This window comes from Pseudomonas sp. S5D5 (assembly GCF_003013355.1).
Lineage (GTDB): Bacteria > Pseudomonadota > Gammaproteobacteria > Pseudomonadales > Pseudomonadaceae > Aquipseudomonas > Aquipseudomonas aylmerensis.
In genome coordinates, this window is record NZ_PTEO01000001.1 from 6,802,145 (window position 1) to 6,823,175 (window position 21,031).

General features: G+C 61.3%; 21 protein-coding genes. 6 read left to right on the forward strand and 15 right to left on the reverse strand.

Annotation, left to right across the window (positions count from 1 at the left end):
* The first annotated feature begins 133 nt into the window (after window positions 1–133).
* From C9990_RS31090 to C9990_RS31100, 3 genes are read left to right on the forward strand one after another with little or no spacing between them, the layout of a single operon-like run.
* Window positions 134–1,141: a methionine ABC transporter ATP-binding protein gene (locus C9990_RS31090; RefSeq protein WP_106805536.1), complete on the forward strand. Its 1,008-nt coding sequence runs from the start codon at window positions 134–136 to the stop codon at window positions 1,139–1,141.
* Entirely contained in the window at window positions 1,141–1,815 is a 675-nt protein-coding gene (locus C9990_RS31095; RefSeq protein WP_065902799.1) for a methionine ABC transporter permease, read from the forward strand. The genes C9990_RS31090 and C9990_RS31095 overlap by 1 nt, the downstream gene beginning before the upstream one ends.
* A 51-nt stretch (window positions 1,816–1,866) precedes the next feature.
* Window positions 1,867–2,640: a MetQ/NlpA family ABC transporter substrate-binding protein gene (locus C9990_RS31100; protein WP_065902797.1), complete on the forward strand. Its 774-nt coding sequence runs from the start codon at window positions 1,867–1,869 to the stop codon at window positions 2,638–2,640.
* A 176-nt stretch (window positions 2,641–2,816) separates the two neighbouring features.
* On the opposite strand, the gene C9990_RS31105 is transcribed toward C9990_RS31100, so the two are convergent.
* Genes C9990_RS31105 through C9990_RS31125 form a run of 5 tightly spaced genes read right to left on the reverse strand, consistent with a single transcriptional unit; the run spans window position 2,817 to window position 6,740 of the window.
* Window positions 2,817–3,452, reverse strand: a complete 636-nt coding sequence (locus C9990_RS31105; protein ID WP_065902795.1) for an SCO family protein — start codon at window positions 3,450–3,452, stop codon at window positions 2,817–2,819.
* Entirely contained in the window at window positions 3,449–4,348 is a 900-nt protein-coding gene (gene cyoE / locus C9990_RS31110; RefSeq protein ID WP_106805537.1) for a heme o synthase, read from the reverse strand. Before cyoE ends, C9990_RS31105 begins: the two co-directional genes overlap by 4 nt.
* Window positions 4,336–5,415 (reverse strand): heme A synthase, encoded by a 1,080-nt coding sequence (locus C9990_RS31115; protein WP_065902791.1) that lies wholly within the window; start codon window positions 5,413–5,415, stop codon window positions 4,336–4,338. Before C9990_RS31115 ends, cyoE begins: the two co-directional genes overlap by 13 nt.
* 10 nt (window positions 5,416–5,425) lie before the next feature.
* A complete protein-coding gene (locus C9990_RS31120) occupies window positions 5,426–6,010 on the reverse strand; it encodes a hypothetical protein (RefSeq protein WP_065902789.1) in 585 nt (194 codons plus the stop codon).
* Window positions 5,976–6,740, reverse strand: coding sequence for an SURF1 family protein (locus tag C9990_RS31125; protein ID WP_106805538.1), 765 nt, complete (start codon window positions 6,738–6,740; stop codon window positions 5,976–5,978). Before C9990_RS31125 ends, C9990_RS31120 begins: the two co-directional genes overlap by 35 nt.
* Before the next feature lie 28 nt (window positions 6,741–6,768).
* Here C9990_RS31125 and C9990_RS31130 point away from each other — a divergent pair, with 28 nt between their 5' ends.
* A complete protein-coding gene (locus C9990_RS31130) occupies window positions 6,769–6,972 on the forward strand; it encodes a twin transmembrane helix small protein (RefSeq protein ID WP_106805539.1) in 204 nt (67 codons plus the stop codon).
* A gap of 6 nt (window positions 6,973–6,978) precedes the next feature.
* Here C9990_RS31130 and C9990_RS31135 read toward each other — a convergent pair whose 3' ends face one another.
* The 4 genes from C9990_RS31135 to coxB form a co-directional block, all read right to left on the reverse strand.
* Entirely contained in the window at window positions 6,979–7,866 is an 888-nt protein-coding gene (locus C9990_RS31135; RefSeq protein ID WP_065902785.1) for a cytochrome c oxidase subunit 3, read from the reverse strand.
* Window positions 7,867–7,901: 35 nt separating this feature from the next.
* Window positions 7,902–8,453 carry a cytochrome c oxidase assembly protein gene (locus C9990_RS31140; protein WP_106805540.1) on the reverse strand — a complete coding sequence of 184 codons (552 nt, stop codon included), beginning with the start codon at window positions 8,451–8,453 and terminating at the stop codon, window positions 7,902–7,904.
* A gap of 144 nt (window positions 8,454–8,597) precedes the next feature.
* Window positions 8,598–10,187 carry a cytochrome c oxidase subunit I gene (gene ctaD, locus C9990_RS31145; RefSeq protein ID WP_065902781.1) on the reverse strand — a complete coding sequence of 530 codons (1,590 nt, stop codon included), beginning with the start codon at window positions 10,185–10,187 and terminating at the stop codon, window positions 8,598–8,600.
* Between the two features lie 58 nt (window positions 10,188–10,245).
* Window positions 10,246–11,373 carry a cytochrome c oxidase subunit II gene (coxB, locus tag C9990_RS31150; RefSeq protein ID WP_106805541.1) on the reverse strand — a complete coding sequence of 376 codons (1,128 nt, stop codon included), beginning with the start codon at window positions 11,371–11,373 and terminating at the stop codon, window positions 10,246–10,248.
* A gap of 367 nt (window positions 11,374–11,740) precedes the next feature.
* Between coxB and C9990_RS31155 the strand changes: the two genes are divergently transcribed.
* Window positions 11,741–12,388 carry a hypothetical protein gene (locus tag C9990_RS31155; protein WP_106805542.1) on the forward strand — a complete coding sequence of 216 codons (648 nt, stop codon included), beginning with the start codon at window positions 11,741–11,743 and terminating at the stop codon, window positions 12,386–12,388.
* Window positions 12,389–12,518: 130 nt separating this feature from the next.
* Here the strand turns inward: C9990_RS31155 and C9990_RS31160 are convergent, their stop codons facing one another.
* The 6 genes from C9990_RS31160 to C9990_RS31185 all read right to left on the reverse strand — a co-directional run bounded on the left by C9990_RS31160 (window position 12,519) and on the right by C9990_RS31185 (window position 20,101).
* The gene (locus C9990_RS31160; protein ID WP_106805543.1) at window positions 12,519–14,066 is read right to left on the reverse strand and encodes a SulP family inorganic anion transporter; all 1,548 of its coding nucleotides are present in this window, start codon (window positions 14,064–14,066) and stop codon (window positions 12,519–12,521) included.
* A gap of 85 nt (window positions 14,067–14,151) precedes the next feature.
* Complete coding sequence (locus tag C9990_RS31165) at window positions 14,152–14,883, reverse strand: carbonic anhydrase (RefSeq protein ID WP_065902773.1); 732 nt, start codon at window positions 14,881–14,883, stop codon at window positions 14,152–14,154.
* Between the two features lie 227 nt (window positions 14,884–15,110).
* Window positions 15,111–16,169: a PA0069 family radical SAM protein gene (locus C9990_RS31170; RefSeq protein WP_065902771.1), complete on the reverse strand. Its 1,059-nt coding sequence runs from the start codon at window positions 16,167–16,169 to the stop codon at window positions 15,111–15,113.
* 81 nt (window positions 16,170–16,250) lie between these two features.
* Complete coding sequence (locus C9990_RS31175) at window positions 16,251–17,549, reverse strand: cytochrome c (protein WP_106805544.1); 1,299 nt, start codon at window positions 17,547–17,549, stop codon at window positions 16,251–16,253.
* 12 nt (window positions 17,550–17,561) lie between these two features.
* On the reverse strand, window positions 17,562–19,346 hold the full coding sequence (locus C9990_RS31180) for a GMC family oxidoreductase (protein WP_106805545.1): 1,785 nt from the start codon (window positions 19,344–19,346) through the stop codon (window positions 17,562–17,564).
* A gap of 2 nt (window positions 19,347–19,348) precedes the next feature.
* Complete coding sequence (locus tag C9990_RS31185) at window positions 19,349–20,101, reverse strand: gluconate 2-dehydrogenase subunit 3 family protein (protein ID WP_106805546.1); 753 nt, start codon at window positions 20,099–20,101, stop codon at window positions 19,349–19,351.
* A gap of 272 nt (window positions 20,102–20,373) precedes the next feature.
* On the opposite strand from C9990_RS31185, the gene C9990_RS31190 reads away from it, so the two are divergent.
* Window positions 20,374–21,030, forward strand: a complete 657-nt coding sequence (locus C9990_RS31190; RefSeq protein WP_106805547.1) for a dual specificity protein phosphatase family protein — start codon at window positions 20,374–20,376, stop codon at window positions 21,028–21,030.
* Window position 21,031: the final 1 nt, after the last annotated feature.

The following is a 21,031-nucleotide window of genomic DNA, read 5'->3' on the forward strand; positions in this document are numbered from 1 at the left end:
ACCTTTGATCGCGTTATTGCCAAATCACTGGTTGAATGCGAAATAAATGCTAAGAAACGCTATACGGACAGGCTAAAATGCGCGCCCGGCTAACCGCTGATCCCTTTTCCATGCGCCCCACAAGGTTCGCTACGTGATCGAGTTTCATAACGTCCATAAAACCTACCGCGTCGCCGGTAAGGAAATCCCCGCCCTGCACCCCACCAGCCTGCGCGTCGAAAACGGCCAGGTGTTTGGCCTGATTGGTCACTCGGGTGCGGGAAAAAGTACTTTGCTGCGTCTGATCAATCGCCTGGAACAGCCCAGCGGCGGTCAGATCAATGTCGACGGTGAAGAAGTCACTGCACTGGACGCCAACGGCCTGCGCCGTTTCCGTCAGCAGGTCGGGATGATTTTCCAGCACTTCAACCTGCTGGCGTCCAAGACCGTTGCCGACAACGTGGCGCTGCCGCTGACCCTGGCCGGCGAATTGTCGCGCAAGGAAATCGACCAGCGCGTGGCCGAACTCCTCGCCCGCGTAGGCCTGTCGGATCACGCCAAGAAGTACCCGGCGCAGTTGTCCGGCGGACAGAAGCAACGCGTCGGCATTGCCCGCGCCCTGGCGACCAAACCCAAGATCCTGCTGTGCGACGAAGCCACCAGCGCCCTCGACCCGCAAACCACCGCCTCGGTGCTGCAATTGCTGGCCGAGATCAACCGCGAACTGAAGCTGACCATCGTGCTGATCACCCACGAAATGGATGTGATCCGCCGCGTATGCGACCAGGTCGCCGTGATGGACGCCGGCGTGATCGTCGAGCAGGGCTCGGTCGCCGATGTGTTCCTGCACCCCAAGCACCCGACCACCAAGCGTTTCGTGCAGGAGTCCGAGCAGGTCGACGAAGGCGAGCAGCGTGATGACTTCGCTCACGTGCCAGGGCGCATCGTGCGCCTGACCTTCCAGGGCGAAGCGACCTACGCGCCGCTGCTGGGTACCGTCGCCCGCGAAACGGGTGTGGACTACAGCATTCTCGCCGGGCGTATCGACCGCATCAAAGACATCCCCTACGGGCAACTGACCCTCGCCGTCACGGGTGGCGATATGGAAGCCGCGTTTGCGCGCTTCACCGCCGCTGACGTCCACATGGAGGTCCTGCGCTAATGGAAGTCCTGTTGAGTTTCTTCGCCAATATCGACTGGTCCGAAATCTGGCTGGCCACCGGCGACACCATGACCATGCTGTTCGGTTCGCTGTTCTTTACCGTCGTGCTGGGCCTGCCGCTGGGCGTGCTGTTGTTCCTGACCAGCCCGCGCCAACTGTTCGAGCAGAAAGGGCTGTACGCACTGCTGTCGCTGATCGTGAACATTCTGCGTTCGCTGCCGTTCATCATCCTGCTGATCGTGATGATCCCGTTCACCGTGCTGATCACCGGGACTTCGCTGGGCGTGGCAGGCGCCATTCCGCCATTGGTAGTGGGCGCGACGCCGTTCTTTGCGCGCCTGGTGGAAACGGCCTTGCGTGAAGTGGACCGCGGCATCATCGAAGCCACTCAGTCCATGGGCGCCAGCACCCGCCAGATCATCACCAACGCCCTGTTGCCTGAAGCCCGCCCGGGCATTTTCGCGGCGATCACGGTGACGGCGATTACACTGGTTTCCTACACGGCGATGGCCGGCGTGGTCGGTGCCGGTGGCCTGGGCGACCTGGCGATCCGCTTCGGTTACCAGCGTTTCCAGACCGATGTGATGGTGGTCACCGTGGTGATGCTGTTGGTGCTGGTGCAAATTCTGCAAACCGTCGGCGACAAGCTGGTGGTGCACTTTTCTCGAAAATAACGGCCATTGCCGGCCAACTGCCGGCAGATGTCCGAACAAGGAGCTTGTTGGATGAAAAAACTACTGGTTGCTTTCGCCGCCGTTGCCGCGTTTTCCGCCCACGCCGCCGAGACCATCACGGTCGCCGCGTCGCCGGTGCCGCACGCGGAAATCCTCGAATTCGTGAAGCCTGCCCTCGCCAAAGAAGGCGTGGACCTGCAGGTCAAAGTCTTCACCGACTACGTGCAGCCCAACGTACAGGTGGCCGAGAAGCGCCTGGATGCCAACTTCTTCCAACACCAGCCGTATCTGGATGAGTTCAACAAGGCCAAGGGCACTCACCTGGTGAGCGTCGGCGCGGTGCACCTGGAGCCCCTGGGCGCCTACTCGAGCAAGTACAAGAAGCTGGAAGACCTGCCAAGCGGCGCCAACGTCGTGATCCCGAACGACGCCACCAATGGTGGCCGTGCGCTGTTGCTGCTGGCCAAGCACAACCTGATCACCCTGAAGGACCCGACCAACATCCTGTCGACCATCAAGGACATCACCGCCAACCCGAAAAACCTGAAATTCCGCGAACTGGAAGCCGCCACCCTGCCGCGCGTGCTGACCCAGGTCGACCTGGCGCTGATCAACACCAACTACGCGCTGGAAGCCAAGCTGGATCCGTCCAAGGATGCGCTGGTGATCGAAGGCAATGACTCGCCTTACGTGAACATCCTGGTGACCCGCGAAGACAACAAAGACTCGGACGCCGTGAAGAAGCTGGTTGCAGCCCTGCACACGCCTGAAGTGAAAGCCTTCATCCTCGAGAAGTACAAAGGCGCGATCCTGCCGGCGTTCTGATTCGAAACACCGAAGAGCAAAAAATGTGGGAGCGGGCTTGCTCGCGAAAAGTGCAGTGTCAGTCGACTGATCAGTGACTGAACCGATGCTTTCGCGGGCAAGCCCGCTCCCACATTTGTTTTTGGGTTGCCCGCAGATCAGGGTTTCTACAAGGCCGCGGGGTAGAAGCGCCGGGCTTATGGACGCTTCAACAATCCTGGCAATTGCGCCACCAGCTTCTGGTTGTTCAACGGTGCGCGGATAAATCCACGCTGTGTGCCGTCAGGACCGATCAGCGCGAGGTTGCCGCTGTGGTCGACGGTGTAGTTGGGCTTGCTGGTATCGGCCGGGATAAACGGGATGCTCACGGCATTCGAGACCTTCTGCACATCGTCCACATTCGCGCCGGTCAGGCCTTCGAACTGCGGATCGAAGTAACCCAGGTACTGCTTGAGCTGGGCCGGGGTATCGCGGTTCGGGTCGACGCTGACCAGGATCACCTGCAGCTTATCCACCGCCTCCTTGGGCAGCTCGCTCTTGATCTGGCGCAGCTGGGCGAGGGTGGTAGGGCAGATGTCCGGACAGAAGGTGTAGCCGAAGAACAGCAGGCTCCACTTGCCCTTCAACTCATTGACCACCACCGGCTGGCCGTCCTGGTTGGTCATGCTCACCGGCGGCAGCTGACGGCTCTGCGGCAGCAGGATGATACCGGCGTCGATCAGCGCGGTCGGGTCGCCCTGGCCTTTGCCCGAGAGCACTTTGTTGACGGTCAGGCCCATGATCAACGCGACGATGGCCACCAGGATAAAGACGGTTTTTTGAGTTCGAGTCATAGGTTCAACAGTAAGTAGTGGTCTACGAGCAGGGCGATAAACAGAAGGAACAAGTACGCGATAGAGTACTTGAACGTGTTGATCGCCGCGTGCGGCTGAGCGCCACGGTACAGCACCCAGGCCCATTGCAGAAAGCGTCCGCCCAAAACCAATGCACAGGCCAGGTACAGCAGGCCGCTCATGTGGATGACGTAGGGCATCAGGCTCACCGCCAGCAGGACGAAGGTGTAGAGCAGGATATGCACCTTGGTGTAGTGCTCGCCGTGGGTGACCGGCAGCATCGGAATATCGGCCTTGGCATATTCCTCCTTGCGGTGGATGGCCAGGGCCCAGAAATGCGGCGGGGTCCAGGCGAAGATGATCAACACCAGCAGGAGGGGTTCGGCGCTGATATGGCCGGTGACGGCGACCCAACCCAGCAACGGCGGCGCGGCACCCGCCAAACCGCCGATGACGATATTCTGCGGCGTCGCGCGCTTGAGAAAGCCGGTGTAGATCACCGCATAGCCGAGCAGGGAAGCCAGCGTCAGCCAGGCGGCCAGCGGGTTGGTGAACGCCAGCAGCAAGGCCAGGCCCGCAACCGCCAGAAACCCTGCAAAAGCCAGCGCCGCCAGCGGCGATACCCGCCCTTCGGCCATCGGCCGTTTGTGCGTGCGCGCCATCACCGCATCAATGCGCCGATCCACTACATGGTTGACCGCCGCCGCGCCGCCGGCACACAGGGCAATACCCAGGTTGCCGAAAATCAGCACCGCCCACGGCACGCCGGCGCGAGTGGCGAGGAACATCCCCACCAGCGAGGTGATGAGCATCAACACCACCACTTTCGGCTTGGTCAGCTCCAGGTAGTCACGCCAGATCGCCTGGCCGTGACGCGCGCCAATCAAGGTCGCCATGGCATCTCTCCTTTAAGGGTGATCAGGCCTGACACCTGTTTGCGCGGGATAAACCGCCAGCCGAACGGCAGCTGGTTGCGCACCCGTACCAGGCTGGTACGCGCGTGGTAATTGACCAGCACCAGGGTCAGCAGCAACGCCGCGCCCCCGGCGTTATGGCCGACGGCTACCGGCAGCGGCAGATGGAAATACACATTGCTCAGGCCCAGGCCGATCTGCGCCGCCAGGGCAATCAACAACAGGCCCGCGAGCCGCGTCATGCCCACCGCGCGCAGCTGCCAGGCCAGCCCCAGCAACACCAGGGTGACCAACACCGCGCCGATGCGATGGGTGAGATGGATGGCGGTTCGCGCGTCGCTGTCGAGCTGGCCGCCGAGATAATTGGGGCCGATGTGCTGGGTCAGGTGGAAACCATTGGCGAAGTCCGCCGCCGGCCACCACTGGCCGTGGCAGGTAGGCAAATCGATACAGGCCACCGCCGCGTAGTTGGAACTGACCCAGCCGCCCAGGGCGATCTGGCCGATCACCAGCACCAGGCCAGCCGTCGCCCAATATTGCAGGCGCTTGGGCACGATCAACGCGGGCAGCACTCCAGACAGGCGCAGGGTCAGCAGGAACAACAGGCTCAAGGTCGCGAAACCGCCCAGCAAATGCCCCGTGACCACCTGGGGCCACAGCTTCAACGTCACCGTCCACATGCCAAAGGCCGCCTGCGCGAACACCACCGCCAAAACAAACAACGGCAGCTTCACCGGCTGGCCAGGATCACGTCGATGACTCCACGAACGCGCCGCCAGCAGCACGATCAGCAGGCCCAGGGTACCGGCGAAGTAGCGATGAGTCATCTCGGCCCAGCCTTTGTCCGCCTCCACCGGCGTGTCCGGGAAATGCAGCTCGGCATGCGCCAGCTGGGCCTCGGTCTTGGGCACGCTGATAAAGCCGTAGCAACCCGGCCAGTCCGGGCAACCGAGACCGGCGTGGGTCAGGCGCGTATACGCGCCGAGCAGTACTACAATCAGCGCCAGCAGGGTGGCAAACAACGCGAGGCGAAATCCAGGCTTGGCCATGACGATGCCCTTATCCGATATTCGACAGTTTCAGCAGATGGCGCAGATCGTTGAGCAAGTCCTTGCCCTTGACCTTGGCGTCGTAGCGCAGCACCAGGTTGCCGTGCGGGTCGACGATCCACAGTTGCGCATCGCCCGGCGCGGCGGCGTCCTTGGTGAAGGTCGACAGGTCCAGCGAGTAGCGCTGCAGTTGTGGATATTCAGCCTTGAGCTTGGCCTCGTAGTCGGTGCTCACCGGCTGCGCGCTGGCCAAGGCGTGGCTGGCGCGCGATGCATCCCGGCCGAGGCTGATTTGCAGCTGGCGCGCCAGGTACACCAGTTGCTGGCAATCGGCGGCGCAGGCCGTGGGCGCCGTGACCAGCAGTTGCCAGCGCTCTTCATCCGCCTGCACGCCGATATCGGCGCGGGTCTGGCCGTTGCCGATCAGTTCGCCGTGGTAACTGCGGTTGTCCGGCACCCAGAACTGCAGCTTGTACATGAAGGTGGCCAGCGCCATCGGGCCGATCACCATCATCAGGATCAGGATCAGCTGCCAGCGGCCTTTACGCCGATTGAGCGGTTCAGACATGTTGAGTGGATTCATGGCCGCTCCCATGGTGCTTCTCCTTTGTGTTGTGCCATCCGAGGTAGAGGTAAAGGGCCAGCAGCGCCAATGCCATGGCGAACCACTGCACCGCGTAGGCCAGGTGCTTTTCCGGGCCCATGGCTACGATGGGCCAGCTGATTTCGTACGTACCAGGGCCAGCTTCGGCGCGCAGCTCGTAGGCAAAACCGCTACGCCCAAGCTCAGCCCACAGCGCGTCGGGGTGCAGGGCGGTCAGCAAGCGCGGCCATTGCGCGCTCGTCGGGTCGGCGTGCAACTGGAAGGTTTCACCCGGTGCGACGTACACCCAGGCGTCGAGATTCACCGGCTGTTCAGGTGTGGTGAACACCGGCGGGGTGCGCCGGTCGGGCCAGGGCAGCCAGCCACGATTGAGCAATAACCACAGGCCGCTGGCCTGGTCGTGGAAGGGTTGCAGCAGCTCTACGCCGGCCTTGCCATCGCGCATGCGGTTGTCCAGCAACACGCTGTGTTCGGCGTCGAATTGCCCGCGCAGACGGACCCGGCGGAAAGCCGGATCAGCCATCTCACTCAGTTGTGTGCTGTTGACGGGATCGGCCACCCGCCGCTCGGCATAACTGTCCACCAGCAGCTGTTTTTCATGCCCGCGAGACAGCTGCCAGAACCCCAGGCCCACCATCAACGGCAGCAACACGAGCACCACCAATGTCGGTGCGAGCCCTGGGCGAAAGCGTTTCATGGCGCTGGCTATACTTGTTTTCATTGCCCGCCCATCCCATTGGAGCCAGACCATGCTCAAAGCCATCATTGCCCTGATGCTGATCGCGACTGTCGTGAGCCTGTTCAGTGGCTTGTTCTTTCTGGTCAAGGACGAGGGCAACTCCAACCGCCTCGTCACTGCCTTGACTGTGCGTGTGGTGCTGGCCGCGATCACCGTGGGGCTGATCGCCTGGGGCTTTTTCAGCGGCCAGCTGGTATCGCATGCACCGTGGTAAGGCGCGCTACAGCACGTAGACGAAGAAAAACAGCCCGATCCACACCACATCCACAAAGTGCCAGTACCAACTGGCGGCCTCGAAACCAAACTGGTGCTCGGCATTGAAATGCCCGCGCAGGATGCGCATCAGCATCACAAACAGAATGATTGTGCCGATGGTCACGTGGGCGCCGTGAAAGCCGGTGAGCATGAAGAACGTCGCGCCGTACACACCCGAACCCAGTGTCAGGCCGAGCTCTTTGTAGGCATGCATGTACTCCTCGGCCTGGAAGCCCAGGAACGCCCAGCCCAGCAGCACCGTCAGCGCCAGCCAGATTTTCAGCGCGCCGCGATGGCCTTTGCGCAAGGCATGGTGGGCCAGGGTGATGGTCACGCTGGAGCTGACCAGCAAGATCGTGTTGACCAGCGGCAGGCCCCACGGGCTGATGGTGCCCTCCGGTGCGGGGTACATTTTCGGGTCAGGGTTGTTGAGCAGCGGCCAGGTGAACTCGAAGTTCGGCCACAGCATGTGCGCGATGCCCTTGTGCCCTTCGCCGCCCAACCAGGGACCGGACATGTGCCGCACGTAAAACAGCGCACCGAAGAACGCGACAAAGAACATCACCTCGGAAAAGATGAACCAGGTCATGCCCCATCGAAACGAGCGGTCCATCTGCGGGCTGTACAAACCGGCGCGGCTTTCCTTGATCACCGCGCCGAACCAGCCGAACAACATGTAGGCCAGCAGCAGGCCACCGACGAAGAAGATCCACGGGCCATGGGACTCCGGGCGCGCCGCCTTCAGGTCGTTGAACCACACAGCCAGGCCGTACACCGTGATGAGCATGCCCAGGGTAGCAATTATTGGCCATTTGCTTTGCGCTGGTACGTAGTACGTATCATGAGTCGACATGTATTCGCTCTCCTGATTGAGCGGGCAAACAGTAGCTAGCCGCCGCTATGGACAGCCACCGGCGGTTGGCGCGCAGTGATATCAAACAGCGTGTACGCCAGGGTCAAATGCTTCACATCCTTGGGCATGTCGCGGTCGACAATGAAACGCACCGGCATTTCGATGCGCTGGCCTGGCTGCAGCACTTGCTGGGTGAAGCAAAAGCATTCGGTCTTGTGGAAGTACATCGCCGCTTCGGCCGGGGAAATGCTCGGTACAGCCTGGGCGGTCATCGCTTTGTCGGTAGGGTTGTAGGCCACGAACAGCATTTCGGTGACGGCCCCCGGATTGACCACCACCTCATCGGCCTTGGAATGAAATTCCCAGACCATGTCGATGGCATTGGTCGACAGGAACTGCACCCGCACCTGCCGCGTGGCGTCGACGACCTGCTCGCCCTCGTACTGCCCGGCGGTCTTGCCGTTGATACCGAACGCCTTGCACATCACGTCGTAGATCGGCACCAGCGCAAAGCCGAAGCCGAACATCGCCACCACCAGGATCAGCAGGCGGGTGACCAGGCGCCTGGTGGGGATCGACTCAAGCATGACGATCACCCGCTCTTGGCTTTTCTGTAGGAGCTGGCTTGCCTGCGATAGCGGTGTACCAGTCACCCAATCCATCAACTGTCAGGCCCTCATTGCAGGCAAGCCAGCTCCCACGGGAGACCCTGGCAGCCTGCGCCAAGCTGTTCACTTGACCTCCGGCGGCGTCGTGAAGGTGTGGTAGGGCGCAGGCGAGGGGATGCTCCACTCCAGGCCTTCCGCGCCATCCCAGGGCTTGGCCGGCGCGGGCGGGCCACCACGGATGCACTTGATCACGATGAACAGGAAGAAGATCTGCGTGGCGCCAAACATGAAGGCGCCGATCGAGGAGACCATGTTGAAGTCGGCAAACTGCAGGTTGTAGTCCGGCACACGGCGCGGCATGCCAGCCAGCCCGACGAAGTGCATCGGGAAAAACGCCATGTTCATGCCGATGAAGGACAGCCAGAAGTGCAGCTTGCCGAGGGTTTCGTCGTACATGTGGCCGGTCCATTTCGGCAGCCAGTAGTAGGCCGAGGCGAAGATGCCGAAGATCGCACCGGGCACCAGTACGTAATGGAAGTGCGCCACCACGAAATAGGTGTCGTGGTATTGGAAGTCCGCCGGGGCAATCGCCAGCATCAGCCCGGAAAAGCCGCCGATGGTGAACAGGATCACGAAGGCCACGGCAAACAGCATCGGTGTCTCGAAGGTCAGCGAGCCTTGCCACATGGTGCTGACCCAGTTGAATACCTTCACCCCCGTCGGTACTGCAATCAGCAGCGTGGCGTACATGAAGAACAACTCGCCCACCAGCGGAATGCCGACCACGAACATGTGGTGCGCCCACACGATGAACGACAGGAACGCGATGCTCGCCGTGGCGTACACCATCGACGTATAGCCGAACAGCGGCTTGCGCGAGAACGTCGGGATGATCGAACTGACGGCACCAAAGGCCGGCAGGATCATGATGTACACCTCGGGGTGGCCGAAGAACCAGAACACATGCTGGAACAGCACGGGGTCGCCACCGCCGGCGGCACTGAAGAAGCTGGTGCCGAAGTGGATGTCCATCAGCATCATGGTCACGCAACCGGCCAGCACCGGCATCACCGCGATCAGCAGAAAGGCAGTGATCAGCCACGTCCAGACAAACAACGGCATCTTCATCAGGGTCATGCCGGGGGCGCGCAGGTTGAGGATGGTGGCGACCACGTTGATCGCGCCCATGATCGAACTGATACCCATCAGGTGAATCGCGAAGATGAAGAAGGTCACGCTTTCCGGCGCGTAGGTGGTGGAGAGGGGCGCGTAGAAGGTCCAGCCGAAGTTCGGCCCGCCACCCGGAGTGAACAGGGTCGACACGAGCAACAGGAACGCCGCCGGCAACAGCCAGAAACTGAAGTTGTTCATGCGCGGCAGGGCCATGTCCGGCGCGCCGATCATCAGCGGAATCATCCAGTTGGCCAGGCCGACGAACGCTGGCATCACCGCGCCGAACACCATGATCAGGCCGTGCATGGTGGTCATCTGGTTGAAGAACGCCGGCTCGACGATCTGCAGGCCGGGCTGGAACAACTCGGCGCGGATCACCATGGCGAACGAACCGCCGAGCAGGAACATGGTGAAGGCGAACCACAGGTACATCGTGCCGATGTCCTTGTGGTTGGTGGTCAGCACCCAGCGCATCAAACCCTTGGCGGGGCCGTGGGCATGGTCACTGGCGTGGCCATGGTCGTCGATCACAGTGCTCATGGCCGTTCTCCTGCAAGCGAGTGGGCGGGGCGGTTCGGGGCATACGCAATGAAGGAGGTCATTTGCTTTCCGCCTGCTTGATGGCCAGCACGTCTTTAGGCGTGACCATGTCGCCTTTGTTGTTGCCCCAGGCATTGCGCTCGTAGGTCACCACCGCGGCGATATCCACTTCCGAGAGCTGCTTGCCGAACGCCGCCATGGCGGTGCCGGGCTTGCCGAAGTAAACGCGGTGCAGGTGATCTTCCTTGGGCCCGGTGGCAATCGGCGAGCCCTTGAGCGCCGGGAACATCGGTGGCAGGCCCTGGCCCTCGGCCTGGTGACAGGCCACGCAGGTGGTGTGGTAGACCTTGTCGCCGCGCGCCACCAGCTCTTCCAGCGTCCATTCCTTGGAGGTCAGTTCCTTGAGCTTGGCCGCCTCTTCCTTGCGCTCGCCGAGCCAGGTGTCGTAGTCCGCCTTGGACTTGACCTCGACCACGATGGGCATGAAGCCGTGATCCTTGCCGCACAACTCGGCGCACTGGCCGCGGTAGATGCCGGGCTTCTCGATACGGGTCCAGGCCTCGTTGACGAAGCCGGGGATGGCGTCACGCTTGACCGCAAAGGCCGGCACCCACCAGGAGTGGATCACGTCGGCGGCGGTCACCAGGAAACGCACCTTGGCGCCCACCGGCAGCACCAGTGGCTGGTCGACCTCCAACAGGTAATGCTCGCCCTTGACCGCCTGGTTATGGATCTGCTCGGCGGGCGTGGCCAGGTTGCTGAAGAACTCCACGTCCTGGCCCAGGTATTTGTAATGCCACTTCCACTGATAGCCGGTGACCTGGATATCGATGTCCGATTCACTGCTGTCGTAGATATTGATCAGGGTCTTGGTCGCCGGGATGGCCATCGCGATCAGAATCAGCAAGGGCACCACAGTCCAGAGAATTTCCACGGTGGTGCTCTCGTGGAATTTGGCCGCGACCTGGCCCGTGGACCGGCGGTGAACGATCATCGACCAGAACATCGCGCCAAACACAACAATGCCGATCACCACACAGATCCAGAAAATGGTCATGTGCAGGTCAAACACAGCGTGACTGACTTCAGTCGCCCCTGGCGCCATATTCGTTGTCCAGGCGGCGTGCGCCTGGCCGAATACCGACCACAACAGGAGGCCCATCCAAACGTGTGGATGTCGCATCATTGCGGGTTCCCCTTATCGTTCTTGTTATCCCGCCGGTTTGCACCTGCGTCGAAGGGAGCGGCTTCCATACTGCTTACAACCGCTTAGCCTTGCCTGCTCATGCAGTCTGGCGTCATCAGCTAATCGCGTACAAATCCGAGTATAGACAGGCTCTGCAACCCCGCAATGTGTAGGGGCAAATGAGCAAAAATGACTGGTCGAAGCCAATAAAACCGGGGGCGGAATCGTTTATCCGACGAACGATGGCAATTCGATATAACGCACGCGCATAACCATGAAATAATTATGACAAATGCGTCTTAGGCGCTCGTATAAACGAGCTACCTTATCCTCTCCCTTTTCCTACGCCTGTTTCACTGGAGCTTTCATGAACACCGCCGCATTGCGCGAGCAGATTTCCCATGCCCATCAACACGAAGCCAGCACTGGCCAGCTTGCCCAGCAACTGGAAAAACAATTGCCGCACCTGCATTCGGCCATTTCCCTGGCTGACGGTGATCGCAAGATTGTCATGACCCGTTTTGTCACCGCCTACATTGAGCTCGTCCCGGACCTGCTGGAAGCCGCCAACGACGTGGCCCGCGAAGCCGGTATCGAAAGCCAGATCAAGCCGGTGCTGAAAATCGCCGAGCATTTCTTCCTGCAACCGCCGGCGATCCTGGCCGGTCACGAAGGCCTGGACGGCTTGCTCGACGAGGCCTACCTGGCCCATCGCCTGGTGGAAGAAGTCAACGATCTGTATATCAAGCATTTCGGCCAGCCGTTGATTCCGGCCGACACCACCGTAGCCAACCTGATTGCCCACCAGCTGATCGGCGAAGAATTCGCCAACCAGCTGGATGAGGCCGTGCACCTGGCGGTAGATGAAATGCTCAACGAGGAGAGCTTTGCGCTGGAGTCAGTCGAGGCCTATCGCGAAACCCTCAAGAGCCCCAACACAGAAGCTGCGTGGAAGCGCTGGCCGTGCCTGTCGCGCCAGTTGGGGGTTGAGTTGGCGTTGGAACAGCCGGCGTAACGCTTTAGCCTGACGCAGAACAAATGTGGGAGCGGGCTTGCTCGCGAATGCAGCGTGCCAGTCACTGAATATTTGACTGATCCACCGCCTTCGCGAGCAAGCCCGCTGCCACTTTTTTGATCCGGTTTCGTCAGCCAGCAGAAGGTGCCGAACCGATTCCCACCGTCGTACGCACCCGGCCTTCCAGCCTGCGCTTCAACCCACGCGCCTCGATCACCAGCGTCGAGCCCTTGGCGGCATTCGCCCGGCCCCATTCTTCCAACAGCTCCAGGCAGGAATGGTCGATGTAACTCAAGTTACTCAGCGGCACATGCACCGTGGTTCCCGCAGGTACCGTCGACAGCACCTGGGTCAGCATCGGCACTTTCAGGAAGGTCGCCGCACCGGTCAAGCGCAACTCCATTTCACCTGCCTGAGACAGGTCGACCAGGCTGACTTTCAAGCGCGACGCCTTCAAGGCCAGCTTCACCAGTGTCAGTCCGAAACCCACCAGTACGCCGGTCAGCAGGTCGGTAAAGATGATCGCCAGCGCCGTCGCCGCATAGGTGAACATCGGCATCCGCCCATAGCGTCCCAACGCCCGGAACGCCTTGACGTCAACCAGCTTGATGCCGGTGTATACCAGCACACCCGCAAGGCTCGCCACCGGAATGCTTTGCAGCACACTCGAGAGCAACAGCACGAACGCAAGCAGCCACAGCCCGTGGAACATCGCCGACAAGCGCGTGGTGGCGCCCGCCTGTACGTTGGCCGAACTGCGCACGATCACACCGGTCATCGGCAGGGCGCCGACCAGGCCACAGAGCATGTTGCCTACACCCTGAGCGGACAATTCCTTGTCAAAATCAGAACGCTGCCCACTGTGCATGCGATCGACAGCCGCCGCAGACAGCAAGGTTTCGGCGCTGGCGATAAACGCCACGGCGAACGCGGCGATCAACAGTTGTGGATCGGCCAGGTTCAGCAGGTCGCTGGGACGCAACCAGTCGATGGCATCGGCGAGGTTTTCCGGGACCTCCACGCGCTTGACCTGTAACGCCAGCAACAAGCTGGCACCCGTTGCCAGGCCTACGCCCAACAGGGCGCCTGGTACAAAGCGCAGGGTTTGCGGGCGGAACTTGTCCCACAGGTACATCACCAGCATCGTCGAAAGCCCCAGCAAACCGGCCTGCCAACCCAGGCCGCCGCCAACAGTCGGAATGGCCTCGACCAGCGCCGCCGGGAAGCCGGCCAGGTTATCCAGCCCCGATGGCTTGGGGGCACCGTCGAGCATCACATGCACCTGCGACAGCACAATCAGCACCCCGATCCCCGCCAGCATCCCGTACACCACCGCCGGCGCCGTGACACGAAACCAGCAGCCCAGGCGCAGACGTCCAGCCACCAATTGCAGGAAGCCGGCCAGTAACAGGATCGGCCCGAGCATCAGCATGCCGTGCTGGCGCACCAGTTCGAACACCAATACCGCCAGGCCCGCCGCCGGGCCGCTGACCTGCAGCGGCGAACCTGCCAGCCAACCCACCACCAGGCCACCGATGATCCCGGTGATCAGGCCCTTGGCCGGCGGCATGCCCGAAGCAATCGCAATGCCCATGCACAACGGCAGGGCGACCAGAAACACAACCACGGACGCAAGCAGCTCCCGTGGCAGTACAGCTTTCAATTGAGCAGCACGCATGATGACTCTCCCGAGGCATTCGCCGGGCGCGGCAAAGCCTGGCTGCGTCCATGGCAGCCACCGCTTTACCCGGCAGGGAAGTGTGTTAGAAGCGCGCTTTAGGCGTCGCGGAAGGAATCGGGCCTTCGCCCCCCAACGGTCGGAACGTCGATTGATCCGCGTCGTAAGCCCGGATTTCGCTGGTCTCGATGTTGTAGATCCAACCGTGGATGAACAGGTGACCATTGGCCATGCGCGATGCCACAGAAGGGTGGGTGCGCAAATGCTGCAACTGGGCGATGACGTTTTCTTCGGTCAGCACCTTCATGCTCTCGCCTTCATTGGCGCAGTCGCAATTGTCGTGGACCATGGTCTTGGCGACCTCGGCATGCCGCAGCCAGGCCTTGACCGTGGGCATCTTCTCGAGGCTCTCAGGGTTGAGTACCGCGCGCATGGCGCCACAATCGGAGTGCCCGCACACAATGATGTGCTGCACGCCCAGGGCGAGCACGGCGTACTCGATGGCGGTGGAAACACCCCCGTTCATCTGACCATAGGGCGGCACTACGTTGCCGACGTTACGCGTCACGAACAGGTCGCCAGGCGAGCTCTGGGTAATCAGCTCCGGCACGATGCGCGAGTCGGCGCAGGTAATGAACATCGCCCGTGGGCTCTGGGCCGTGGCGAGTTTCTTGAAGAGTTCTTCCTGCTGGGGGAAGACGTCGTGATGGAAATGCAAAAAGCCGTCGACGATGTGCTTTAGCGCTGCATCGGCGGATTCCGCCACCTGAGGGGCAGAAGCCGACGCAGCCAACGGCTGTTTATCCTTGTCACTCATGATTCATCCTCTTGATTAATGCAGGGGGAGCTTGCAGGCAAGTTCGACGCCGGGCCATTGGAATAGTTGTAAACATCCAAAAACCCGGCTTGCGACTCATCAGTCACTCGCTGAACAAGGTAACCGCCGAAACTTAACTCAAACTGAATGAACCGCTCTAGACCGCGGGTTTCAGTGATGTCAAAACGCGACTATTCCTATTGGAAAGCAGGATACGCCTCTACAGTTTACAACAATGCCATCTGCCTGCCCGGTGGGCAAAACGCGGTGCAATCCAGATTAAACCCTTCCCGTCGGTTAAGCCCCAGGCGCTTGATCGCCTTGCTGAAACGCTGGGCGAGCAAATCGGCAAACGGCCCCTCGCCGCGCATGCGTACGCCGAAACGGCTGTCATACACCTCGCCGCCGCGCACCTGGCGCACCAGGCTCATCACATGGGCCGCGCGCTGCGGGTAATGCGCCGCCAGCCACTCCTCAAATAACGGCGCCACCTCCAGCGGCAGGCGCAACATCATGTAGGCCGCACTCTGGGCCCCCGCGGCGTGGGCTTCGGTGAGCAGGCTTTCCAACTCGCTGTCGTTGATCATCGGGATCATCGGCGAACACAACACGCCGACCGGGATTCCCGCCTCGCGCATCACCCGAATCGCCCGCAACCGCGCCTTGGGCGCCGCCGTACGCGGCTCCAGGATGCGCTTGAGCTCATCGTCCAGGCTGGTGAGGCTGATCATCACGGCGACCAGGCGCTGCCGGGCCAGTTCGGTGAGCAGGTCGAGATCCCGCAGGATCAACGAACCCTTGGTGATGATGGTCACCGGGTGCCGATAACGCAGCAACACTTCGAGGGTTTGTCGGGTGATCCTGTACTCGCGCTCGATGGGCTGGTACGGGTCGGTATTGGAGCCCAGGTTGATCGGCGCACACACGTAGCCGGGCTTCGACAGCTGCTGTTCCAGCACGTCGGCGGCATTGGTCTTGGCGATCAGTCTGGTTTCGAAATCCAGCCCTGGCGACATATCCCAGTAAGCATGGCTGGGCCGCGCATAGCAGTAGATACAACCATGCTCGCAACCCCGATACGGGTTGATGGAGCGATCGAACGGCAGGTCCGGCGAGTTGTTGCGGGTGATGATGCTCTTGGCCGTTTCGATGCGCACTTCAGTGCCCTGGGTCGGCGGCACTTCCTGGAACCAGCCGTCGTCCTCGACCACGCTGACGGTCGGCGCAAAGCGGTTGTGCAGGTTGGTGGCCGTGCCCCGACCCCGGGGCGGCAGCGGAGTAGACATGAAAGCGCCTCGATACTGTTTTTATATACAGTATCGAGGCGCGAGGTTCCTGACCAGTGCCGTCTGGCGGTCAGGGCAGGATCAGTGCTTTTGCGTCACTTGGCCCAGGTCATCGCCCGAGGTCGTGCGCATATCACTCTTGCGCAAGTCCGCCACGTCGCTGGCCTTGACCGGCGCGCCCTTGTTGCCCCAGCTGCCGCGAACGAAACTGACCACATCCGCCACTTCCTGGTCCGACAAACGCCAGGCGAAGGCCGGCATGGTGAAGGTCGACGGTGCCGTGTGCGTCGCCGGCAAGGTGCCACCGTTCAACACGATGTTGATCAAGGACGTGGCATCCGCCGTCTGCACCACCGGGTTGCCGGCCAGCGCCGGGAAAACCCGCGTGTAGCCATGGCCGTCGGTCCGGTGGCAGGCCGCGCAGTTGTCGATATACACCGACGCGCCCGGCTTGCTGTCATCACCCTTCCACAATGCCTCGGCCACCTGCTTGTCGTAGACGTGCGGCTGATCCTTGGGGTCCACCGCCGGCAGGCTCTTGAGGTAGCGAGCGATAGCGGTCAGGTCGTCCTGCGACATGTATTGCATGCTGTGCACGACCACGTCGCTCATGCCGCCAAACACCGCGCTGCGATCACTGCGACCGGTCTTGAGAAATTGCACCAGTTGCTCCTCGCTCCAACTGCCGAGGCCGTCCTTGTGATCGCCGCGCAGGCTCTTGGCGATCCAGCCTTCCAGCGGCGCGCTGCCGGACAGGAATGCATTGCCGTCAGTCGCACTCAGGGCTTTTTCCTGCATGGTCAGCGCCCGTGGCGTATGGCACGCGCCGCAGTGACCAAGGCCTTCAACCAAGTAGGCACCGCGGCTGATCACCGGGTCGGCACCCGCCGCTGCCTGGTAGTCCGCCACCTCGGGGGCGAACATCCAGCGCCACGCCGCCAACGGCCAGCGCATGCTCAGGGGCCACGGAATATCGCTGGCCTTGTTCTCCTGCGCGACCGGCTCGACGCCCTTCATGAAGTACGCATACAACGCCTGCATATCGCTTTCGCTGACGCGCGCATAGGACGGATATGGCATTGCCGGGTAAAGCGTACTACCGCTCTTGGCGACGCCATGGCGGACGGCCTTGTCGAAGTCCTCAAAGCTGTAGTCACCCAGGCCGGTCTTGTCCGGGGTGATGTTGGTGGAATAGATCACCCCGATCGGGGTCTCCATCGGCAGGCCGCCAGCGAATGGCTTGCCGCCTTTGGCGGTATGGCAGGCCACGCAGTCACCGGCGCGGGCCAGGTATTCACCCTGCTTGACCAGGTCGGTTTCAGCGGCGCTGATCGAACAACTGCTGAACAGCGCCAGGGAGGCGATAACGAGTGCTTTCATGGTCATCGCTCCTTATGCCTGAACCAGTGGGCCGGGGTTTTTCAGGTACTGCTCGCGGATCGCCCGCGCCGACCAATAGGTCAGGGCAGCGACCAGGCCGGTAGGGTTGTAGCCCAACCCTTGTGGGAAGGCGGACGCGCCGGGGACAAACACGTTGTGTACATCCCAGGATTGCAGGTAGCGGTTCAACGCACTGGTCTTCGGGTCGGTGCCCATGATCGCGCCACCATTGAGGTGGGTGGTCTGGTAAGAGGCGGTGTTGAAGTGCTCACCGACCTTTTTGCCGAGCACGGCAATCGCCTTGGGGTTCATTGCCTGAGCGACCTTGCCCATCTTTTCCATCATGAAGCGGTTCATCTTGATGTCGTTTTCCTGCCAGTCGAACGTCATCCGCAGCAATGGCAAGCCGTAGGCATCGCGATACACCGGGTCCAGATCCAGGTAGTTGCCCCGGTAGGATTGATGCGCGCCGTGGGAGTCCATCGACACCTGGTGGGTGTAGTAATCGGCGGTAGCGCGTTTCCAGGCACTGCCCCAGGCCGGGGTGCCCGGCGGGTTGGACGTACCGGCAATCGGCCGGCTGCCAGCCTGGTTGACCCACATCGGCGAGCCGCCCACAAAGCCGTGGGGCCCGTGGTCGAAGTTATCGGCGTTGAAGTCATCGATGGCCACGCCATTGCCGCCCGCGCCGATGAAGTTGTTGGTGTGGGTGTCCTTGTCGAAGAACGCCTTGATCGTGCCCATGTTCTGGTAGGCAAAGTTCCTGCCCACCACGCCCTCGTTGGTAATCGGGTCGTAAGGCTTGCCGATACCCGAAAGCAACATGAGGCGCACATTGTTGAACTGGAAGGAGCCGATGATCACCAGGTCCGCCGGTTGCTCGCATTCGCGACCCTGGCCGTCGATGTAGGTCACGCCCGTGGCCTTGCTCTTGGTGCTGTCGAGATTGACCTTGAGCACGTGGGAATTGGGCCGCAGCTCAAAGTTCGGCACCTGGCGCAGCGCCGGCAGGATGTTCACGTTCGGCGAGGCCTTGGAATACATGTAGCAGACATAGCCACTGCAGAAACCGCAGAAGTTGCACGGGCCCATCTGCGCGCCGTAGGGGTTGGTGTACGGCCCCGAGGTATTGGCCGACGGCAGGTTGTAGGGTTTGTAGCCGACTTCGGCCGCCGCTTTCTGAAACAGCTGTGCGGAGACGGTGTTTTTCTGCGCTTCCAACGGGAACGGGTTGGAGCGATCCGGCGCATACGGGTTGCCGCCACGGCCTTCGCCTACGAGCTGACCTTTCACGGTCCAGGCCTGGCCTGAGGTGCCGAAGACTTTCTCCGCATAGTCGAAAAACGGCTCCAGCTCTTCGTAACTGACGCCGAAGTCCTGGATAGTCATGTCCTTGGGAATGAAGTTCTTGCCGTAGCGCTCTTCATAGTGACTGCGCATGCGCAACTCGATCGGGTCGACGCGAAAGTGCACCCCCGACCAGTGCAGGCCCGCGCCGCCCACGCCGTTGCCGGGCAAGAACGCGCCCAATTGGCGGTTGGGCAGGGCGACATCATTCACGCTATGGCGAATGGTCACGGTCTCCTTGGAGATGTCCTGGAAGAGTTTTTTACGCACGCTGTAGGTCAATTCGTCGATGACCTGCGGATAGTTGCCGTCCGGGTACGTGTCCTGCATCGGGCCGCGCTCCAGCGCTACCACGTTGAGGCCGGCTTCCGTCAGCTCCTTGGCCATGATCGCGCCGGTCCAGCCGAAACCCACGATCACTGCATCCACTTTCTTCATGATGGTCGCCACGTTTATGCCCTCTCGCCGCGGATGGAAACAGCCGGGAAGGGGTATTGCTCGTTGCGTTCCACCCAATCCATGAAATCGGCGCGGGCGCCGGGGAAGCCGATCATGGTCCAGCCGACCATGCCTTTGTTGCCGCCGTGAATCGGGTCGCAGAAGAACCCTTCCTTGGTGTTTTGCAGCAGCAAATTGAAAAACATCTTCGGCGGCACTGTGTCGAAATGCGCGCTGACTTCACTGCCACCGGCTTCCAGGCGCCGCAACATATCGTCCTGGGTAGCGCTGTCTTGTGCAGCAAAAGCCTTACCGTTGAACGCCTTCGACCAGGCATCCGTGGCAGCAATGCCCAGGCGATAAATCTCCTTGGGCACCAGCTTGCTCTGCCAGCCCATCTCGGGCGCGGCATCGGCATTGAATGGGCCTTGCATGAACCACAGTGCGCCGCTGGCGTAGGGCGTGTTCATCTGGCGGTCGATGTACTCCGGCGCGCCGGCTTCCAGCGCACCGGGCCCTTGGGCGTCGGCAGGGATCAGGCGGGCGACGGCGGCGTTGAGAAACGCCCACTCTTCGGCGCTGAAATAGCTCGGTTCATAGGCCTTGTCGCTGGCCGCAGGCTTGGCCGGCGCAGCCTGGGCAGGCTCGGGCGTGGCCATCAGCATCGAACCGCCAAGGCCGGTACTGGCAACCGTGACCACCGGGATCAAGGTCAAGGATTTGCGCAGAAAGTCACGCCGGGGGTTGTCTTGATCTTGATCAGACATGGGTGCACCTCATCATGTGGTCACGGGTTTTATCAGCCGCTTCTGGGAGCAGCGTGAAGGCTTGCCAGGAAATGGGATCCAAAGGGATAGAACATATTGGCAATCAATAGTTACAAATGATAGCAGGCTAAGGATTTGAAGAATCGATTCAGCGAGAAAAACAGCCGATCCGGCGCTTCAATCACGATTCTTTGACGAGCCCCTCACGCGCCGTTGACCGCCGGCAAGCGACGCTAGGGCTCATCAATCAACGCCCTGCTCGGTCACTCACCATGTTCAAGATTCGATTGCTGCCAGCGCTCGGCCTGGCCTGTATGGCGCTACTCGCCATCGCCCAAGCCCGAGCGGACGAGACTACGTCGCTGCGCTCCCCGGAGTGGGCCCAACCCGTGGGCAATCAATTCAACCTGCACCAGATGACGCCCACGCTCTATCGCAGTGCGCTGCCGGACAGCAGTGCGTTGCCGGTCTTGAAAAACCTGAAGATCGGTACGGTGATCAACTTTCTGCCGGAATCCGATTCGGCCTGGCTGAAGAACGCTGATATCAAGCAGGTGCAACTGACCTACCGCACCAACCATGTCGATGACGCCGACGTTCTCACTGCGCTGAGGGCCATTCAGGCTGCCGAGGCCAACGGTCCGGTGCTGATGCATTGCAAGCATGGCTCAGACCGCACCGGCCTGATGGCGGCGATGTATCGCGTGGTGATCCAGGGATGGAGCAAGGAAGACGCGCTGAACGAGATGACCTTGGGTGGTTTCGGCGGCAGCAGTGGCTTCAAGGACGGTGTTCGCTACATGATCCAGGCGGATGTCGACAAGTTGCGCATGGCCTTGGCGAATGGTGATTGCAGCACCAGTGCGTTTGCACTGTGCTCGATGAAGGATTGGATTTCGACAACCAACAAGACTGAAGAGCAACTGTAGG

What these genes read in the sequence shown, in the direction of transcription:
- coxB (WP_106805541.1), bottom strand. Translation starts at nt 11,373, where the DNA reads ATGATGCGACATCCACACGTTTGGATGGGCCTCCTGTTGTGGTCGGTA.
- C9990_RS31160 (WP_106805543.1), bottom strand. Translation starts at nt 14,066, where the DNA reads ATGCGTGCTGCTCAATTGAAAGCTGTACTGCCACGGGAGCTGCTTGCG.
- C9990_RS31100 (WP_065902797.1), top strand. Translation starts at nt 1,867, where the DNA reads ATGAAAAAACTACTGGTTGCTTTCGCCGCCGTTGCCGCGTTTTCCGCC.
- C9990_RS31130 (WP_106805539.1), top strand. Translation starts at nt 6,769, where the DNA reads ATGCTCAAAGCCATCATTGCCCTGATGCTGATCGCGACTGTCGTGAGC.
- ctaD (WP_065902781.1), bottom strand. Translation starts at nt 10,187, where the DNA reads ATGAGCACTGTGATCGACGACCATGGCCACGCCAGTGACCATGCCCAC.
- cyoE (WP_106805537.1), bottom strand. Translation starts at nt 4,348, where the DNA reads ATGGCGACCTTGATTGGCGCGCGTCACGGCCAGGCGATCTGGCGTGAC.
- C9990_RS31125 (WP_106805538.1), bottom strand. Translation starts at nt 6,740, where the DNA reads ATGAAAACAAGTATAGCCAGCGCCATGAAACGCTTTCGCCCAGGGCTC.
- C9990_RS31135 (WP_065902785.1), bottom strand. Translation starts at nt 7,866, where the DNA reads ATGTCGACTCATGATACGTACTACGTACCAGCGCAAAGCAAATGGCCA.
- C9990_RS31120 (WP_065902789.1), bottom strand. Translation starts at nt 6,010, where the DNA reads ATGGGAGCGGCCATGAATCCACTCAACATGTCTGAACCGCTCAATCGG.
- C9990_RS31190 (WP_106805547.1), top strand. Translation starts at nt 20,374, where the DNA reads ATGTTCAAGATTCGATTGCTGCCAGCGCTCGGCCTGGCCTGTATGGCG.
- C9990_RS31175 (WP_106805544.1), bottom strand. Translation starts at nt 17,549, where the DNA reads ATGAAAGCACTCGTTATCGCCTCCCTGGCGCTGTTCAGCAGTTGTTCG.
- C9990_RS31165 (WP_065902773.1), bottom strand. Translation starts at nt 14,883, where the DNA reads ATGAGTGACAAGGATAAACAGCCGTTGGCTGCGTCGGCTTCTGCCCCT.
- C9990_RS31155 (WP_106805542.1), top strand. Translation starts at nt 11,741, where the DNA reads ATGAACACCGCCGCATTGCGCGAGCAGATTTCCCATGCCCATCAACAC.
- C9990_RS31095 (WP_065902799.1), top strand. Translation starts at nt 1,141, where the DNA reads ATGGAAGTCCTGTTGAGTTTCTTCGCCAATATCGACTGGTCCGAAATC.
- C9990_RS31140 (WP_106805540.1), bottom strand. Translation starts at nt 8,453, where the DNA reads ATGCTTGAGTCGATCCCCACCAGGCGCCTGGTCACCCGCCTGCTGATC.
- C9990_RS31170 (WP_065902771.1), bottom strand. Translation starts at nt 16,169, where the DNA reads ATGTCTACTCCGCTGCCGCCCCGGGGTCGGGGCACGGCCACCAACCTG.
- C9990_RS31115 (WP_065902791.1), bottom strand. Translation starts at nt 5,415, where the DNA reads ATGGCCAAGCCTGGATTTCGCCTCGCGTTGTTTGCCACCCTGCTGGCG.
- C9990_RS31185 (WP_106805546.1), bottom strand. Translation starts at nt 20,101, where the DNA reads ATGTCTGATCAAGATCAAGACAACCCCCGGCGTGACTTTCTGCGCAAA.
- C9990_RS31105 (WP_065902795.1), bottom strand. Translation starts at nt 3,452, where the DNA reads ATGACTCGAACTCAAAAAACCGTCTTTATCCTGGTGGCCATCGTCGCG.